Below are 16,667 nucleotides of genomic sequence, written 5' to 3' on the forward strand. Positions count from 1 at the left end.
CGGCGGCGCGTTGGACCTCACGGCAACGCGCGGTGAGATCGCCGACGCCATGACGGCCGTTCTCGGCGACTCCCGCCGCGCGGCGGCCGTGAACGCCGCCGCCGGCGAGCTGTCGCGGCTGCCGCCGCTCGACGTGGCGGGACTACGGGACGGTGCGTCACTCACGAGCTCTCGATCGCCGGGGACCGGACGGTCGGTGCGGCGGCGAAGGGTCCGTCCAGGGCGGCCCACTGCAGGAGCAGGATGGTCTTGCCGTCGGTGATGCGTCCGTCGCGGACCATGGCGAGGGCGTCGGCGAAGGGCAGTTCGAGCACCTCGATGTCCTCGCCGTCCTCCTCCAGTCCGCCACCGGCTCCGGTGCGGTCGGCCGGGGTGTAGGGGGCGGCGTAGAAGTGCAGGCGCTCGGTGACGGAGCCGGGGCTCATGTAGGCGTCGAGGACGTGGGTGAGCGGGCCGAGCGTGACGCCGAGTTCCTCGGCGCTCTCGCGCCGGACGGCGGCGAGCGGGTCGTCGCCGTCGAGCAGCCCGGCGGCGGCCTCGACGAGCATGCCGTCCGGGTGGTCGTTGACGTACGCCGGGTAGCGGAACTGGCGGGTGAGCAGCACCCGGCCGCGCTCGGTGTCGTACGGCAGGACGACCGCGCCGTTTCCGCGGTCGTAGGTCTCGCGCTGCTGGGTGACCCAGCGTCCGTCGCGGCGCCGGTGGTCGAAGGTGGTGCGGCGCAGGACGTGCCAGCCCTGTGAGGTGAGTTCCACGTCGCGCACCACGACGTCGGGGTTGCGGGTCAGGTCGCGTCCGGCGCGGTCGAGGCCGGTGCGGCCGCGGTGGTCCGGGATGTCGGTCCCGGGGCGGGGGGTCACGCCGCCCCCCTGCGGGACGAGCATGGGCTTCTCGGTCATGGCGCGCTACGATACACGCAGAAACGTGCAAGAACAGGAGAGAATACGGATGCTGGCTGCCGAGAGACGTGACCACCTGCTGGGCCTGCTCGCCCGCGAGGGCAAGATCGTGGCCAAGGACGTCGCCGCGGACCTCGGCATCTCCGAGGACAGCGTGCGCCGCGACCTGCGCGACCTGGCCGCCGAGGGACTCTGCCAGCGCGTCTACGGCGGGGCCCTGCCCGTCTCCCCGGCCGTCGCGGACTACGCGGCCCGGCAATCGGTCACGCCGGACGGCAAACGGCTGGTCGCCGCGGTCGCCGCCGCGCTCGTCCGGCCGGGCGGCGCCCTGATCCTGGACGGCGGCACCACCGCGCTCGCCGTCGCCCACGCCCTCCCGCCGGACCTGGCCTGCACCGTGATCACCCACAGCCCGACGATCGCGGCCGCGCTGCTCGACCACCCCCGGGCCGAGGTCTTCCTGCTCGGCGGCCGCCTCTTCAAGCACTCGGCGGTCACCTGCGGCGCCGCCGCCGTCGAGGCCGCCCAGAACGTCTCGGCCGACCTGTGCCTGCTCGGCGTCACCGGCGTGCACCCCGAAGCCGGACTGACCACCGGCGACGCGGACGAGGCCGCGATGAAACGCGCCCTGGCCGCACGGGCCGCGGACACCTACGTCCTCGCCTCGTCCGAGAAGATCGGCACCGCCTCCCGGTTCCGTGTCCTGCCCTGGGAGGACATCAGCGGACTGATCACCGACGCCGATCCCGGCCACCCGGTCCTCGGTCAACTCGCGACGCGCGGCGTGGAGATCCTGGCGGCCGGCTGACGGCTACGGCGCGAACACCGGATCGCATGCTCGGCCGAGGGCCGGAGGAGTCCGCAGGGGCGTGCACGTTCGTTCGCGTTCGTTCACGTTCGTTTCGCGCTTTATCAACGCAGGGCGAGGACCTGGCCGGGCAGGAGGAGGTCGGGGTCGTCACCGATGACCTCGCGGTTCAGCTCGTGGAGGGCCGGCCAGTCGTCCGGGACGCCGAGGGTCTGGGCAATACCGCTGAGGGTGTCGCCGGGTCGCACGGTCCAGGTGTCCGAATCGTCGCCGTTCACGTCGTCCGAGGAAGCGTCGTCGGCGCGGAGCAGGGGCGCGGCGGAGTGGGGCCGTGCCTGCGTCGGGCGGTGGTCACGGGCGGCGTGCTCGACGGTGTGGTCGCCGCCGTGGGCGGCACGCCTTCCGCAGGCCGGCCACGGGGCGAGGCCGCGGCGAGCGGCGAGGTTCTCGGCCACGGCGATCTGCTGCTCGCGGGTGGCCTGGTCGGCGCGGGGCGCGTAGCCGAGGCCTCCGTTGGAGCGCCAGGTCCCCGCGTCGAACTGCAGTCCGCCGTAGTAGCCGTTCCCGGTGGCGGCGTTCCAGCGCCCTCCGCTCTCGCACCGGGCGAGGGCGTCCCAGTCCACGCCCGCCCGGACTCCCGTGGCCGCGCCCGCGGCGGACGACGCCGTGGCGCTGCCGACAACTCCGGCGAGAGCGAGCAGGGGAAGCAGGAGGGCGAGGGCCAGGCGACGGACCACGGACAGCGGTGACATGAAAGCTCCGCACCTTCGGGAACAGGGACCGGGCATCGGAATGCCCTCTCCACCCATGCACAAGGCGGGGCGCCGACAGTTGCAGACAGGACGGGATCTCCTCCGGGCGGCGGTTCGACACCACCCGAACGCCACCTCGGCCGTGGCGCGGAGCCGTGCCGCGGGTCGCGGTCCTCGCGCTCACGGTGCCGCAGGTCCGATGCTCCGACCGCGTACCTCCACCGGGTGGGCAGTCACATCGCCCGTACCGGTCGGGAGGTGGCCGAACGTCAGGGTTCGGGGAGCCGACCGGCCACCCGGGCCACCATCAACGGTCCCGGTGCGAGGCGGCGGTCGCGGGCCGGTTCTTCCGGTTGGCGTGTGCGGTCGGGGTGGTGGAGACGGCGCGAGGGCCTGTGCTCGCGCGTATCGCGCGGGCGCAGGCCCTCGTGGGTCACTCCGGTGGTCCCTGTCCGGCCCCCGGGGTGAGGGGGGAAGCCGGTGTGTCGGCTTAGTACCAGTGGTGGGACTGCCAGAAGTTCCAGGCGGCGTTCGGGCTGCCGTAGCGGGTGTTCATGTAGTCCAGCGCCCACTTGATCTGGGTGGAGGGGTTGGTCTTCCAGTCCGCGCCGGCCGAGGCCATCTTGGAGGCCGGCAGGGCCTGGCCCAGTCCGTAGGAGCCGGAGCTCGGGTTGGTCGCGGTCACGTTCCAGCCCGACTCGTGGGAGATGATCTGGCTGAACGAGGCCAGCTGGTCCGCCGGGACGATCTGGGCGGCGATGGCCTGCGGGGAGGCCTCGGCGGCGGAGGCGACGGCGGGGACCACGGCGGCACCCAGGGCGGTCACACCGGCGGCGCCGGCGAGAATCGCGGCAGAGGTACGCATACGGAGCTTGAAAGCGGGCATGTAGAGCAAGACCTCGTTCGGGTTGGGCCGGTGTCACGCCCCGTGTCGACCGTGGCCGGACAGGGGCCGAGCGGTCGCGGGGTGTGACGCGGCGGGAAGCCGTCCACCGGCGGGACAGGAGCCGGTGTGGCTGGCGACGAATGCCAAGTTGCCAGACCGGATCGGCCCCCGCCAAGACCCCCTCGCTACGATCCGCCGTCGTAGCCGCGCGCCCGGCTCCGATTCCAAGGAACCGCCGCCCCGCACGCCCCGACCCCTCCCCGCCTGCGCGAACACCTTCCACCCCGTGGCGCAGGACGGGCAAAACGGACACTGCTAGCCGTCGTCGTTCATCGCATCCGTGTGTGAGCGCCCTCACCGGCCGGGATCCGACGGCATCGCTGACGGGCCCACCACCGTCACACCGGGTCACCACCGACCGGCCGCCGTTGAGACCCCCGCCACACCCCCCCAGACGCGGGCGGCAGTCCGACGAAGGCAGCCACGGGTGGCGGCCCCGGACGGCCGGCAGCGCGGTCCAGCGGCGGACCGACTCGGCGGCCGTGGCCACCGCCAGACCGGCACCGAGGGCGCACAGGACGCCCGGGACGTGGCCCCGTTCGCCGGCCCGCAGGGCCGGGCAGCCAGCAGGCGGCGGCGGTCAGCGGCCGGGCGACGGCCTTGAGGCGGCCCGGTCCAACGGCCGGGAGAAGCGGGCCCGGCTGGTGCTGCTCGGCCCCGGTTGACCATCCGGGTCCTGCTCGCCGACGACCAGCGCATGGTCCGTACCGGCTTCCGCTACGTCCTCGACGCCGAACCCGGCATCGAGGCCCTGCCCCTCGCCGCCGCCCGCGGCGAGGCCATGGTCTCCCCACAGGTCACCGTCCGCCTGCTGCTGGAGCGGCGGGCCGCCGGGTCACGCCCAGGTGCGGGCCGCGGCCAGCAGGTGCTCGCGGACCAGGGCCACGTGCGGGTTGGCCGAGCCGGCCGGGCGGCGGACCAGGTACGCGGTGTTGATCGGCGGATCGGCCGGCTCGTGGAGCAACCGCAGGGCGCCGGAAGCGAGTTCGGCCCGGCACAGGTAGCCGGGCAGTACGCTCCAGCCCGCGCCCGCGGTCACCGCCGCGAGCACCGCCCGCAGGTCCGGCACGGTGACCGCGGCCCGGGCGTGCAGCCGCCGGTCGAAGACGTGCCGCCAGTAGCGGCGGGCGATCGGCAGGTCCTCGGCGTAGCTGAGCAGCGGGACCTCGGCCAGCGCGCCGGGCAGCTCCCGGCCGGCCAGCCGCTCGGCCCAGAGCGGTGCCGCGACCAGGACGAACTCCTCGTCGGCGAGCGGTTCGGCGAGCAGCGTCCGGCCGGGCGGCCGCCGGGTGGCGACCACGAGGTCGTGCTGTCCGGCCCGCAGTTCCGCCAGCAGGGGGTCGGTCAGCCCGCTGGTGACCCGCAGCTGGACGCCCTCCGCGACGAGCGGGGCCAGCTCCGCCAGCAGGACGGCGCCGAGGAACTCGGCCGGCCCGGCGAGGTGGACCGGCTCCGGCACGCCGTCACCGCGCCCGTCGGTGAGGCCCGCGAGCCGGTCCAGCGGCCCGGCCAGCCGGGTGGCGAGGTCGTCGGCGTACGGCAGCGGGCTGACCCCGCGCGCCCGGCGCTCGAACAGTTCCCGGCCGAGCCGCTGCTCCAGCGCCCGGATCTGCGCGGTCACCGTGGACTGGGACAGGCCCAGCAGATGCGCGGCCGCGGTGAAGGAGCCCGCCCGGTGCACGGCGAGGAAGGTCCGCAGCTGGTTGAGGTCCAGCGGGCCGGAGCCGGTGGTCGGCCGATCGCTCATGCCGGCGAGCCTACGGGATTCCGATGGCCGGCCGGCGGGTTCGACGGTCCGGGTGAGGTATCGGAATTCCGATGCCCGGTATCGCGTGGCCCATTGGTTCCCGCAGGCAGGGCGCGTCTAGCGTCGACGGTGTGAGCGCCGCGGCGGACCGTCGCGGCGAGGACCGCGGCACCCCTGGAGGCACACCCCATGGCCGACATCCTGTTCGTCGTGACCGGCTCGAAGGTCTGGACGCTGAACGACGGCACCGAGCATCCGACCGGCTTCTGGGCGGAGGAGGCGGTCGTCCCGTACCGCGCCTTCACCGGGGCGGGCCACCGGGTCGCGGTCGCCACCCCGGGCGGCGTCGTCCCGGTCGCGGACCGGGCCAGCCTGACCGACCCCGAGCTGGCCGAGGAACTGGCGAAGATCGCCGAGTTCCGGCAGCCGCTGGTGCTGGCCGAGGTCGACCCGGCCGACTACGACGTCGTGTTCTACCCCGGCGGCCACGGCCCGATGGAGGACCTGGCGGTCGACGCCGACTCCGGTCGGCTGCTCACCCGGGCGCTCGCCTCGGGACGCCCGCTGGGCGTGGTCTGCCACGGCCCGGCCGCGCTGCTCGCGGCACGGGCCGAGGACGGCGGCTCGCCGTTCGCCGGGTACCGGGTGACCGGCTTCACCAACGCCGAGGAGGTCCAGGCCGGGCTGGCCGACCGGGCGCCGTGGCTGCTCCAGGACCGGCTGGTCGCGCTGGGCGTGGACTTCGAGGAGGGCGAGCCCTGGGCGCCGCACGCGGTGGTCGACCGCAACCTGGTGACCGGCCAGAACCCGGCCTCCTCGGCCCTGGTGGCCGCCGGGCTGCTGAAGCTGCTGGCGGAGTCGGCGAAGTAACGGCCGGTGTAGGGCTTGGGCGGGGCCCGGTGCGGCGGTGCCGCGGTGCGGCGCCCGACGCTGCCGGGCGGGCTCCCGTCGTGCCGTGCCTCCGTCGTGCCGTGCCGCCGTCAGCGGAGGTCGTAGGCGGTGAGGGGGTGGCCCGCCCAGATCCGGTGTGTGGCCTGTTCCGGGTAGCGGACGGTCCGCGAGCGGGCGTCCAGGACCCGGGTGAGCTGCCCGTCCGGTTCGAAGGCGGGCCACCCCGGGTCGCCGGTGGTCGCGAACCGGACCCAGGCCCGCCGCAGTTCCGCCGAGACCCGGACCGCCTCCGGCGGGGGCCGGTCGCCGAGGGACTGCCGTGCCAGCGGGCTGTCCAGGCTGCCGAAGGCGAGCGGCACGTCCAGGCCGTGGCAGGCGCCGAAGGCGCCGTCGAGAGCGGGCGCGGGCAGGGCGAGCTCGAAGAGGTACGAGGTGCCGCCGGCGGCCGCGTTGGCCTCGGCGAGTCGGACGGACGGCACCCGGAACAGGGCGTCGGAGCCGACGGTTTCCAGGAGTTCGGAGGGTGTCGCCCCCGGGAGGGCGGCCCGGTAGGCGTCCGGGCCGCCCGGCGGGGCGAACAGCTCAAGCATCAGCCGGGCCTCCTCCTCGGTGAAGCCGCCGTGCCGGCCGCTGAGCACGCTGAACAGCCGGAACTCGTCCCGGGTGTGACCGACCAGCAGGTCCACGCCGGCGGTGAGCGCCGACCAGGGCGAGCCCGGCAGGACCTCGCCGTCGACCACCGGGACGGTGGCGATGCCGCTGTGCGCCAGCCGGCCCCAGCGCGCGAGGCGGGCCGGCAGCGCGGCGCCCAGGTCGGTGACCGCCGAGGCCAGGCGCCAGGGGTGCACCCCGGCCAGTGCGGCGGCGGTGGGGGCCGTGCCGAGCAGCTTCGCGAGTTCGGCGGTGACCTCGGCGGCCAGCGCGGGAGTGCAGTGGTTGCCCGGCACCGAGTGGGCGACGGCCCGCCGGAACAGGCCGCGGGCCCGGTCCGTCGAGAGCAGGGCGGCGACCGAGCCGGCGCCCGCGGACTGCCCGGCGACGGTCACCCGGGCCGGGTCCCCGCCGAAGCGGGCGATGTTGCGCCGGACCCAGTGCAGGGCGGCGATCTGGTCCAGGAAGGCGCGGTTGGCGGGGGCGCCCGCCAGCAGCGCGAAGCCCTCGGCGCCGACCCGGTAGTTGATGCTCACCACGACCAGCCCGGCGGTGGCCAGGGCGGTCGGGTCGTACAGCGGGTCGCCGGCGGTCCCGGAGATGAACCCGCCGCCGTGGATCCAGACCAGCACCGGCAGTCCGGCCGCGCCCGGATCGGGCGTGCAGACGTCGAGCGTCAGCCAGTCGGTGTCCTCGGACGCTCCGGATGCTCCGGACGTCCTGGCGGGCATCGGCCCGGACTGCGGGACGACGGGTCCGAAGGAGGTGGCCTCGCGGACGCCGTCCCAGGACTCGGGCTCGACGGGGGCGGCGAAGCGGAGGGCCCCGACGGGCGGTCGGGCGTAGCGGATGCCTCGGAAGACCGCGAGCTCCCGGCCCCCCGGCCGCGCGTGCTCCTGCTGCTGTTCCTGTCGCTGTTCCCGGCCGCGGCGCGCTGCCCAGCGGCCGCGGACGAGTCCCTCGGTGGTGCGGATGACGGGCTGTTCCGGCATGTGGGCGCTCCTCCCTCGGAAGGCTTCCCACGTTATAGGTCAGCTGTATTATGTCAAGCGTATGAAAAAGACTCCGCAGCGCGCGGAGCGAGGACGAGGAGCCGCCGCCGATGCCGAAGCAGGTCGACCACCGGGAACGCCGGGAGACGATCGCCCGCGCGCTGTGGCGGGTCGTGGAACGGCGCGGCGTCACCCACCTGACGATGCGCGAGGTCGCGCAGGAGGCCGGCATCTCGCTCGGGCAGCTCCAGCACTACTTCGGCTCCCGGGCGCAGATGCTCTCCTTCGCGATGGACTTCGCCGGCGAGCAGAGCGCGCAGCGGGTCGGCCTGGCGATGGGAGCGCTCGGCGGGCGGCCGCATCCGCGCGACGTGCTGCGGGTGATGCTGGTCGAGCTGCTGCCCCTGCACGCCGACGCGCGGGCGACCAGCCGGATGGGCGCCGCCTACGTGCTGGAGGCGCTGCACGACGAGGAGGTCCACGCTCGGGCGCGCGGCGGCCTGCTCCAGGGGCGGGCGACGGTCGAGCAGGTGGTCCGGCAGGCGATCGCCGACGGGCAGCTGGCGCCCGACCGCGATCCGGTGGTGGAGACGGACCTGCTGCTCGCGCTCACCGGGTTCGCCACGCTGCTGGAGCTGGACGTGGTCGGGCCCGACGCCGTGCGCGCGGCCGTGGACCGGCACCTGGACCGGCTGTTCGCGGCGCCGGGAGACGTGGGCGGGGACGTCGACGGCAGGTGACGTGGCAGGCTACCCGGGTACCACAGCCGCCCGCGACCAGGAGCCCAGCCCATGGACCGACCCGCCACCCTCCGACCCGCCGCCCCCCGACCCGCCGCCCTCGGGCTCGACGCCACCGCCTCCGGGCACCCGGCGGGCATCCTGGACGCCGCCGAGCGGGCCGAACGCCGGGGCATGGACCGGCTGGTGGTGGCCGAGACCGCGTACGACCCGTTCCTCCAGCTGGCCCGCGCGGCCGACCGGACCGAGTCGATCGAGCTGGCCACCGGCATCGCGGTGGCCTTCGCCCGGACCCCGATGACCCTCGCCTACCAGGCCTGGGGACTGCACGCGGCCTCCGGCGGACGCGCCGTCATCGGGCTGGGCTCGCAGGTCAAGCCGCACATCGAGAAGCGCTTCGGCATGCCCTGGGACCGTCCGGCCGCCCGGATGCGCGAGTACGTGCACGCGGTGCGGGCGATCTGGCACAGCTGGCAGACCGGCGAACGGCTGCGCTTCCGGGGCGAGTTCTACACCCACACGGTGATGACGCCGGTGTTCTCCCCGGACCCGGTCCCGTCCGGCGTGCCGCGCATCCTGCTGGCGGGCGTCGGGCCGCTGATGACCCGGACCGCCGGGGCGGTGGCCGACGGCTTCCTGAGCCACCCGTTCTCCTCCACCGCCTACCTGACCGAGCAGGTGCTGCCGGGCCTGACCGAGGAGCGGGCCCGGGCCGAGGCGGAGGGCGCCGCATGGACGGAGCGGCCGTTCGAGATCGTCGGCAGCGTGCTCACCGCCACCGGCCGCACCGAGGAGGAGCTGGCGGCCAACCGGGCCGCCACCCGTGAGCGGCTCGCGTTCTACGCCTCCACGCCGGCCTACCGTCCGGTGCTGGCGCAGCACGGCTGGGAGGGGCTCCAGGAGGAGCTGCACACCCACTCGGTGCGCGGCCGCTGGGCGGAGATGGCCGCGCTGATCGACGACGAGGTGTTCGACGCCTTCGCGGTCTGCGGCCCGGTCGAGGAGGTCGCCCGGGAGATCCACCGCCGGTACGCGGGTCTGGTCACCCGGCTGTCCGTCAGCCTGCCCGAGGACGCGGACCCGGAGCTCGGCCTGGACGTCCTGGCGGCAGTGCGGGCGCTGGGCCGACCGGAAGCGGACGCCGGATGATCGTGATGCGCGGCCGACCGGACAAGGGGTGACGAAGTCCGGGCAGATTCGTGCAACGCGTTTCCGGTGGTGAGGAGGCGCGGCATGATCGCGGTGGCAGGCCGGGTCGTCCGGTGGACGGGTCGCCCTGGCCTGCCGCGTTGTGGGGCCTGTCGCGCCGTACGGACCGTTGCGCCGTCCGGCCTGTCATGCCTCGGCCACCCGTTGCCGACCATGGGGGTGCCCGCGTGCCCGTGTCCGACGACCACCCGGCCGACTACGACCTGGCGGAGTGCTGGGACCCCGTCGCGAACCAGTACGTCGACGCCCTGGCCGACCTGGACGAGTTCCTGCGCGTCTGCGCCGAGCTGACCGGATTCGACGTCCCCGAACTGCGCTCCACCGGCATGGCGGACGAGCACCACCGCACCACGCTGGCCCACCAGGTGCGCGACGAGCACGCCCTGGTCCACCTCTGGTACGTCGGCGCCTGGCCCGGCGAGGCACCCTCCTCCGCCCGGGCCCACGACCAGGGACTGGTCTGGCGGACCTTCCACGCCGTCCCGCCCGGCTCCGCCGCCCCCGGCCACGGCAGCTGGGCCGAGGCCCCCCGAAGCGCCGTGGTACCGGACAACGGCGGTGAGCGCCGATGAGCGCCCGCTGGGACGCCGTCGTGGTCGGCGCGGGCTTCGCCGGGACCCTCGTCGCCCACCGCCTCGGTGCGCAGGGCTGGCGGGTCCTCGTCCTGGAAGCCGGACGGGCCGCGCCCACCGGCGCCGAGACCGCCACCGCCCACCGCGCGGCCGGCGGCGGACCGCCCACCTCGCCCTACCCGCACAGCCCCGAAGCCCCGTCACCCGACGTCACCGACCTCGCCGGAAACCCGGACGGCGGCTTCACCGCCACCGGCCACCTCCGCCAGGACGGGCCGCTGCCCTACGCCAGCGGCTACCTGCGCGCCAACGGCGGCACCGGACTGCTCTGGACCGGGCTCACCCCGCGCATGCACCCCGAGGACTTCCGCACCGGAGACCTCGGCCACGGCCGCAACTGGCCGATCGGCTACCACGACCTGGAACCCCACTACCGCGACGCCGAACGGGAACTCGGCGTCGCCGCCGACGCCGAGGAGCAGCGCCGCGCCGTCGGACTGCCCATCCCGGACGGCTACGACTTCCCGATGCGAGCCGTTCCGGCGAGCCACCTCGACCGGCAACTGGCCCGCGCCCTCGACGGACGGACCGTCCGCGACCCCGCCGCGCCCGGCTCCGCCCGGCTCGCCGTCACCGCCACCCCGCACGCCCGCAACGGCGTGCCGACCAGGCCCGGATCCGCCGACGGGCCCCTCTGCGCGGGCAGCGCCAGCTGCGTCCCCGCCTGCCCCACCGGCGCCAAGTACACCCCGCTGCGCACCCAGGCCCGCTGGGCGGCCGGGGTCGAACTGCGCACGGAGGCCGTCGTCAGCCGGGTGCTGGCCGACCCGGAGACCGGGCGGGCCGGAGGAGTCGAGTACCTCGCGGGCGGGACGGCCCACCGGGTGGAGGCGGACCTGGTCGTCCTCGCCGCGCACGCGATCGAGAACGCCCGGCTGCTGCTCCTGTCCGGCCTGGCCAACCGCAGCGACCAGGTCGGCCGGAACCTGATGGACCACCCGGCCCTGCTCACCTGGGGGCTGATGCCCCGCCCGGTCGGCCCCTACCGCGGACCCGGCTCCACCAGCGGCCTGGAGGCGTTCCGCTTCGGCCCCGGGCGGGAGCGCCGGGCGCCGTTCCGGATCGAGATCGGCAACTGGGGCTGGTCCTGGGCGGGCGGCGCGCCGGAGGCCGAGGCGGCGGCGCTGCTCGCGGCGGGCCTGCGCGGCAAGGAGCTCCGCGACCGCCTCGGCGACCGGCTGGGCCGTCAGTTCTCGCTCCAGTTCGAGCTGGAGCAGCCCGCAGACCCCGCCAACCGGGTCACCCTCGACCCGGACCGGCGCGACCCGCTCGGTCTGCCGGGCCCGGCCATCCGCTACGACCTCTCGGAGTACGTCCGCGAGGGGATGACCTCCGCCCGGGCCGTCTCCGACCAGCTGTTCGCCCTGCTCGGCGCCGAGGACCACACCGCCTATCCGGCGGCCGGATGGCCGGGACGGCTCGAACACCGGGGAAGCGTCCACGGCTACCGCGGCGCCGGCCACGCCGGAGGCACCCACATCATGGGCGACTCGCCCGCGACCTCGGTGGTCGACCACTGGCAGCGCTGCTGGGAGCACCCCAACCTGTACGCCGTCGGCTGCGGCTCGATGCCCTCCCTGGGCACCTCCAACCCCTCGCTCACCATGGCCGCCCTCGCGCTGCGCAGCGCCGAGCGGATGCACCACGACCTGCTGGAGCTGCACCGCCCGGCGGCCGTGGCACCACCGGCCGCACCCTGAACCCTCGTACCGCCCCCGCCGTTTCCCCCGTCTTCCCGTCTTCCCGTCTCTCCCGTCCTCGGAGTCCTCATGACCGGCCTGCCGCTTCCGCCCGTACCGGAGCCGTACCACCTGCCCTTCCACTACGGTGCGCTGCACAACATCGGCGTCGACTACCTGGTCGACCGCGCGCGGGCGCGCGAACTGCTCGCCAAGCGCCACCCCGGGCTGAACGTCGCCGCCTTCGACGGCGGGGCCTGCGTCTCGCTCAACTACCAGCTCTACTTCGCCCAGTATCCGAACGGCGGCGGCATCACCCAGGAGCTGGAGATCAACCTGATCGCCCACCCGCTCTTCGCCGAGGAGCGGATGCCGGTGGTCAACTACGGCCAGTACGCCCGGGGGTACGACCAGACCAAGCTGCTCGGCATCGCCCGGCTGCACGTCCTCTGCGACAACCCGCTCGCCATCGACGCCGGGCGCCGGCTGTACGCCGAGCCCAAGCACCCGGGCTGGTTCGAGACCACCCTGCCCTCCCTCAACGCGCCCGACGTGCGCGAACGCTGGACGGTCTCCTGCCGTCGGGCCGGCCTCGGGCAGGACGGACTGATCCGCCACGACGAGGAACTCCTCGCCCTGGACGTGAACCTGGTCGGCCTCACCCCCGAGTCCGTCAACAACACGCCGATCACCGGCTACGGCACCGACGACGAGGGCAAGCTGCTGGCCGGGCCGCTCAACGTCTACCAGCCCTACCGCTACTACGCCCTGGACGACCGCACCGCCGACCGCGTCCGGCTCGATCTCGGCAACCCTGCGGAGGAGTCGGCCCGCGACCTCGCCCACCTGATCGCCGACGCCCCGGCGGCCGGGGTCTGGACCTACCAGTCCCCGCCGGTCGCCGCCCACAACCGGGCCTACTACATCCGATGACGGCCCCGGCCTTCTCCCCGGTCTTCGCCCCGGGCGGCACCGCCGTGCGACGGGACGTCGCCCACGGCAGGGTCTGGTCGGCCATGCCGTACACCGTGCTCGCGGACGACGGCGCGAGCCTGACCCTCACCGCCCGCCCGGGGACGGAGACCCTGGCCCCGGCCGGCTGGACCGCCGCCGCCCGCGCGGGGGACGACGCCGCGCGGCTGGACTGCATCGAGGACCTCGCCGCCGGCCGGTGGGAACTCGACGACTGGACCTGGCGCGACACCGTGGTGCTCAGCCGCTTCACCGCCGGAGCGCCGTTCAGCGTCCACCGCTTCCTGACGCCCGACGGCCGGCCGCTGTACTGGTACGTCAACTTCGAGCGCCCGTACCGGCGGACGGCCATCGGCCTCGACACCCTCGACCTCTTCCTGGACCTGGTGATCACCCCCGATCTCTCGACGTACAGCTGGAAGGACGAGGACGAGTACGCCCACGCCCGGCGCCTCGGCGTCATCGACGAGGCCACCCATCGGTGGATGGACCGGGCGCGGGACCTCGCCCTCGCCCAGCTCCTGGACCGCGCCGGCCCGTTCGCCCCCGACCCGGCGCTCTGGGAGCTGCCGCCCGCAGGCCCGCTGCCCACCCTCCCGGACACCGCCCTCAGCACCCCCGTCGAAGCGGAATGAAGGCTGGTCACCCGGCGCCGACCTGCTAGGGTCGCGCCCCTGTGCGAACGACAGCCAAGGGGGCGGACGTGACGGTGACGGCGGACACGACGGACGACGTGGAGGCCCTCAAGCACCTGCACGACGGCGGCGACTACCGGCGGCTCGCCGAACGGACCTCGAACCCCGAGGTCCTGCGCCGACTGGCGATCGGGGAGTACCCGTTCGTCTGGCACGCGATCGCCCGCAACCCGGCCGCCCCCACCGACCTGCTGGCCGCACTGGCCGGGCGCCGGCAGCTGGTGTGGAACGACAACCGCCTCCTTGAGCTGCTCGCGGCCCACCCCGCCCTCATGGGCGAGGCCCTGGAGGCCCTGGTCGATCTCGTGGGCGACCGCCTGCGGGAGGGCGACCGGCCGTACGCGGCCGTCCTGGAGCTGGCCGGCAGGCCGGAGCTGCCGGCCGAACGGCTGCACCGGCTCGGCCGCCTCCCGGGGGCCTCGGCCAGGCTGCGCCGGGGGATCAGCCGGGTGCTGGCGGAGCGTCCGGACCGGTGAGCGCGGCCGGGACCGGGCCGGGCGCGGCGGCCGTGGGAGCCCGTGACCAGCGTCCGGCGAGTACGGTGCCGACGATCAGCTGGAGCTGGTGGTAGAGCATCAACGGCAGCACCAGCAGCCCGGCTTGCGCGCCGAACAGGACGGTGGCCATCGGCAGGCCGTTGGCCAGGCTCTTCTGCGAACCGCAGAGCACCGCCGCGATGGTGGCCGACCGGTCGAGCCCCAGCAGCCGCGCGCCGAGCCCGGTGGCCGCGAGGGCGGCGGCGAGCAGGGCGAGCAGCACCGCGAGCAGCCCGAGCAGCGCGAGGGGGGTGGCCAGGCCCCAGATGCCCTGGGACACCGCCGCGCTGAACGCCGTGTAGACGACCAGCAGGATCGAGCCGCGATCCACCGGGGTGAGCACCCGTTTGTGCCGGGACAGCGGACCGCCGAGCCACGGCCGCAGCAACTGCCCGAGCAGGAACGGTGCGAGCAGCTGCAGCCCGATCCGCAGCAGTCCGTCGGCGGACAGCGCGGTGTGCGATCCCAGCAGCCAGGCCGCCAGCAGGGGTGTGAGCACCAGCCCCGCCAGGCTGGAGTAGGTGCCCGCGCAGATCGCCGCCGGCACGTTGCCCCCGGCGGCGCCGGTGAGCGCCACCGAGGACTGCACCGTGGAAGGCGCCAGACAGAGGAACAGCACCCCGGTGTGCAACTGCCCGGTCAGTGGGACGGGCGTGAGCAGTGCGGTGGCCACGCCGAGCAGGGGGAAGAGGACGAAGGTGGCAGCCAGTACCAGCCCGTGCAGCCGCAGGTGCCGCAGCCCGGCCAGCGTCTCACGGGTGGAGAGCCTGGCACCGTAGAGGAAGAACAGCACTGCCACCGCGAGGTCGCAGGCCACCCCGGCGACTCGCGCCGAGGTGCCGGAGGCCGGGAACAGCGCGGCCAGTCCGACGGTGCCGGCCAGCGCCGCCATGTACGGGTCCAGCCAGCGCGGCAGCAGCCGCCGGGAGCGGGGACCGGGAGCGCGTTGCGGCTGCGTCCGTTCCCCGGGCGCCTGGTCCCGGCGCCCCCGGGCCGCGCGCCCTGGTGTGTGCCCCGATACCGGGTGCCCCTGCGCCGCGTGCCCCCCGGCCGTGCGCGCCCGGAGCCCTGGTGGCTGCTCCGGGCGCGCCGGACGGTCGGTCACGGGCCGCCTTCCGCCATCGGGCGGACCGAGGGCCTGGAGGAGGAACCGGGCCCGAGCAGTCCGCCGACCAGCGAGCCGGCGCCGTCGTGGTCGCTCCCCGCTGAGCCGCTGCCGTTCTGGAGGTTGGCCGTCCGGTCGATCTCCAGCCAGGAGTCGGCGTTCGAGTTGTCCACGACCGTGATCAGCCCGCCGCCGGCCGCCGCGGGCGACGCGGCTCCCGTGAGCAGGGCGCAGGCTCCGGCCAGCCCCAGCGCGGTGGCCCGCAGGGCCGCGGCCGGCGAGGGCGGGGCGGCCCCGCGCAGCCCGGTCCTCATGCCGTCACCGCCATCAGCCCGCTGGAGCGCGAGATGTTCCGCTCCAGCAGCTCGGTGGACTCCCGCACGCCGACCTGCTCGCGCCCCCCGGCCGGGGCCGGCAGCCGCCCGTCGGCGCTCTTCAGCCCGGCCAGCGCCTCGTCCATCGCCCGGTGCGCGGCGAACAGGCACGGCGTGCTGTAGATGGCCACGTCCACCCCCAGCTCCGACAGCTCCGAGAGCGACAGCCGGGGCGACTTCCCGCCCGCGATCTGGTTGAACAGCAGGGGCTTGTCGCCGACCGCCTGGCGGATCCGGCGGATCCACTCCTCGCTGCGCACACCGTCCACCAGCACCACGTCGGCGTCGGTGGCGGCGAGCGCCCGGGCCCGGCGCAGGATGTCGTCCTCCTCGGTGGCGTCGGTGCGGGCGACCACCACCAGGTCCGTCCGGTTGGCGAGGACGAGCTCCAGCTTCTCCAGGTACTCCTCCAGCGGCAGCACCAGCTTGCCGTCCGCGTGCCCGCAGCGGCGCGGCCGCTTCTGGTCCTCCAGGATCACGCCCGACGCGCCGATCCGTTCGAGCCTGCGCACGACGTGGCAGGCCACCTCCGGATCGACGTACCCGTCGTCGATGTCGACCAGCAGGTGGTGCCGGGGGAAGGCCCCGCGCAGCCGCTCGACGAATCCCACCATGTCGGGCCAGGCGATGAAACCGATGTCGGGCAGCCCGTAGTAGGAGGCCGCGAAGCCGAAGCCGGAGACGAACATGCCGTCGTAGTGCTCGGCCGCGATGGAGGCCGAGTACATGTCGTGGACGCCGATCAGGGGCGTCGTCCCCGGGCCCGCGATCTCCGCGCGAAGCCGCTGTCCGGGGCTGTCCGATGCCGTGTTTCCGTAGTACAAGGCCTACTCCTTGCTAGGGATGACTTTGCCTGAACTTGGTTTTCATCAGACCGAACTGAGGTGTCATCACTATGCGCCCTTTAATGTTCCGTGGGCAAATCTTTAAGAGAGGTTCCCTCGTTAGAGTGAATGCAGGAAGGCAATAGGAAAGCCTGCAAATCTGGTGATCCGACAAACGAGCCGGCGCGTCGGCACGATGGAGGGCGGCCGGGGTG

17 protein-coding genes are annotated in these 16,667 nt (G+C 74.6%); 9 read left to right on the top strand and 8 right to left on the bottom strand.

Annotation, left to right across the window (positions count from 1 at the left end; genetic code table 11):
* Positions 1–161: 161 nt before the first annotated feature.
* Positions 162–860: an NUDIX domain-containing protein gene (locus ACGFSC_RS18455; RefSeq protein WP_359903819.1), complete on the bottom strand. Its 699-nt coding sequence runs from the start codon at positions 858–860 to the stop codon at positions 162–164.
* Positions 861–948: 88 nt separating this feature from the next.
* Here ACGFSC_RS18455 and ACGFSC_RS18460 point away from each other — a divergent pair, with 88 nt between their 5' ends.
* Positions 949–1,707: a DeoR/GlpR family DNA-binding transcription regulator gene (locus tag ACGFSC_RS18460; RefSeq protein ID WP_359903811.1), complete on the top strand. Its 759-nt coding sequence runs from the start codon at positions 949–951 to the stop codon at positions 1,705–1,707.
* Positions 1,708–1,811: 104 nt separating this feature from the next.
* Here the strand turns inward: ACGFSC_RS18460 and ACGFSC_RS18465 are convergent, their stop codons facing one another.
* The 3 genes from ACGFSC_RS18465 to ACGFSC_RS18475 form a co-directional block, all read right to left on the bottom strand.
* Positions 1,812–2,459: a transglycosylase family protein gene (locus ACGFSC_RS18465; RefSeq protein WP_359903814.1), complete on the bottom strand. Its 648-nt coding sequence runs from the start codon at positions 2,457–2,459 to the stop codon at positions 1,812–1,814.
* Between the two features lie 490 nt (positions 2,460–2,949).
* A complete protein-coding gene (locus tag ACGFSC_RS18470) occupies positions 2,950–3,324 on the bottom strand; it encodes a transglycosylase SLT domain-containing protein (RefSeq protein WP_392863032.1) in 375 nt (124 codons plus the stop codon).
* Positions 3,325–4,240: 916 nt separating this feature from the next.
* Positions 4,241–5,152: a LysR family transcriptional regulator gene (locus ACGFSC_RS18475; protein WP_359903276.1), complete on the bottom strand. Its 912-nt coding sequence runs from the start codon at positions 5,150–5,152 to the stop codon at positions 4,241–4,243.
* A gap of 189 nt (positions 5,153–5,341) precedes the next feature.
* Here ACGFSC_RS18475 and ACGFSC_RS18480 point away from each other — a divergent pair, with 189 nt between their 5' ends.
* On the top strand, positions 5,342–6,022 hold the full coding sequence (locus ACGFSC_RS18480; protein WP_359903273.1) for a type 1 glutamine amidotransferase domain-containing protein: 681 nt from the start codon (positions 5,342–5,344) through the stop codon (positions 6,020–6,022).
* A gap of 110 nt (positions 6,023–6,132) precedes the next feature.
* Here ACGFSC_RS18480 and ACGFSC_RS18485 read toward each other — a convergent pair whose 3' ends face one another.
* Positions 6,133–7,686, bottom strand: a complete 1,554-nt coding sequence (locus tag ACGFSC_RS18485) for a carboxylesterase family protein (RefSeq protein ID WP_359903271.1) — start codon at positions 7,684–7,686, stop codon at positions 6,133–6,135.
* A 110-nt stretch (positions 7,687–7,796) separates the two neighbouring features.
* On the opposite strand from ACGFSC_RS18485, the gene ACGFSC_RS18490 reads away from it, so the two are divergent.
* The 7 genes from ACGFSC_RS18490 to ACGFSC_RS18520 all read left to right on the top strand — a co-directional run bounded on the left by ACGFSC_RS18490 (position 7,797) and on the right by ACGFSC_RS18520 (position 14,089).
* A complete protein-coding gene (locus ACGFSC_RS18490; protein ID WP_359903268.1) occupies positions 7,797–8,426 on the top strand; it encodes a TetR family transcriptional regulator C-terminal domain-containing protein in 630 nt (209 codons plus the stop codon).
* A 51-nt stretch (positions 8,427–8,477) separates the two neighbouring features.
* Positions 8,478–9,575 carry a TIGR03617 family F420-dependent LLM class oxidoreductase gene (locus ACGFSC_RS18495; protein ID WP_359903265.1) on the top strand — a complete coding sequence of 366 codons (1,098 nt, stop codon included), beginning with the start codon at positions 8,478–8,480 and terminating at the stop codon, positions 9,573–9,575.
* Positions 9,576–9,802: 227 nt separating this feature from the next.
* Positions 9,803–10,207, top strand: a complete 405-nt coding sequence (locus tag ACGFSC_RS18500; RefSeq protein WP_359903262.1) for a hypothetical protein — start codon at positions 9,803–9,805, stop codon at positions 10,205–10,207.
* Positions 10,204–11,967: a GMC family oxidoreductase gene (locus ACGFSC_RS18505; protein WP_359903259.1), complete on the top strand. Its 1,764-nt coding sequence runs from the start codon at positions 10,204–10,206 to the stop codon at positions 11,965–11,967. The genes ACGFSC_RS18500 and ACGFSC_RS18505 overlap by 4 nt, the downstream gene beginning before the upstream one ends.
* A 69-nt stretch (positions 11,968–12,036) precedes the next feature.
* Positions 12,037–12,879 (top strand): hypothetical protein, encoded by an 843-nt coding sequence (locus ACGFSC_RS18510; protein ID WP_359903256.1) that lies wholly within the window; start codon positions 12,037–12,039, stop codon positions 12,877–12,879.
* The gene (locus tag ACGFSC_RS18515; protein WP_359903253.1) at positions 12,876–13,553 is read left to right on the top strand and encodes a DUF402 domain-containing protein; all 678 of its coding nucleotides are present in this window, start codon (positions 12,876–12,878) and stop codon (positions 13,551–13,553) included. Before ACGFSC_RS18510 ends, ACGFSC_RS18515 begins: the two co-directional genes overlap by 4 nt.
* A 68-nt stretch (positions 13,554–13,621) precedes the next feature.
* Positions 13,622–14,089 carry a hypothetical protein gene (locus ACGFSC_RS18520; RefSeq protein WP_359903250.1) on the top strand — a complete coding sequence of 156 codons (468 nt, stop codon included), beginning with the start codon at positions 13,622–13,624 and terminating at the stop codon, positions 14,087–14,089.
* Here ACGFSC_RS18520 and ACGFSC_RS18525 read toward each other — a convergent pair.
* The 3 genes from ACGFSC_RS18525 to ACGFSC_RS18535 form a co-directional block, all read right to left on the bottom strand.
* Positions 14,055–15,041: a bile acid:sodium symporter family protein gene (locus ACGFSC_RS18525; protein WP_359903247.1), complete on the bottom strand. Its 987-nt coding sequence runs from the start codon at positions 15,039–15,041 to the stop codon at positions 14,055–14,057. The two genes, ACGFSC_RS18520 and ACGFSC_RS18525, sit on opposite strands and share 35 nt — an antisense overlap.
* A gap of 209 nt (positions 15,042–15,250) precedes the next feature.
* Positions 15,251–15,568, bottom strand: coding sequence for a hypothetical protein (locus ACGFSC_RS18530; protein ID WP_359903244.1), 318 nt, complete (start codon positions 15,566–15,568; stop codon positions 15,251–15,253).
* Positions 15,565–16,452, bottom strand: coding sequence for an isocitrate lyase/PEP mutase family protein (locus tag ACGFSC_RS18535; RefSeq protein ID WP_359903241.1), 888 nt, complete (start codon positions 16,450–16,452; stop codon positions 15,565–15,567). The genes ACGFSC_RS18530 and ACGFSC_RS18535 overlap by 4 nt, the downstream gene beginning before the upstream one ends.
* Positions 16,453–16,667 lie beyond the last annotated feature (215 nt).

The organism is Kitasatospora sp. NPDC048715 (assembly GCF_043198905.1).
Classification (GTDB): Bacteria; Actinomycetota; Actinomycetes; order Streptomycetales; family Streptomycetaceae; genus Kitasatospora; species Kitasatospora lactacystinica.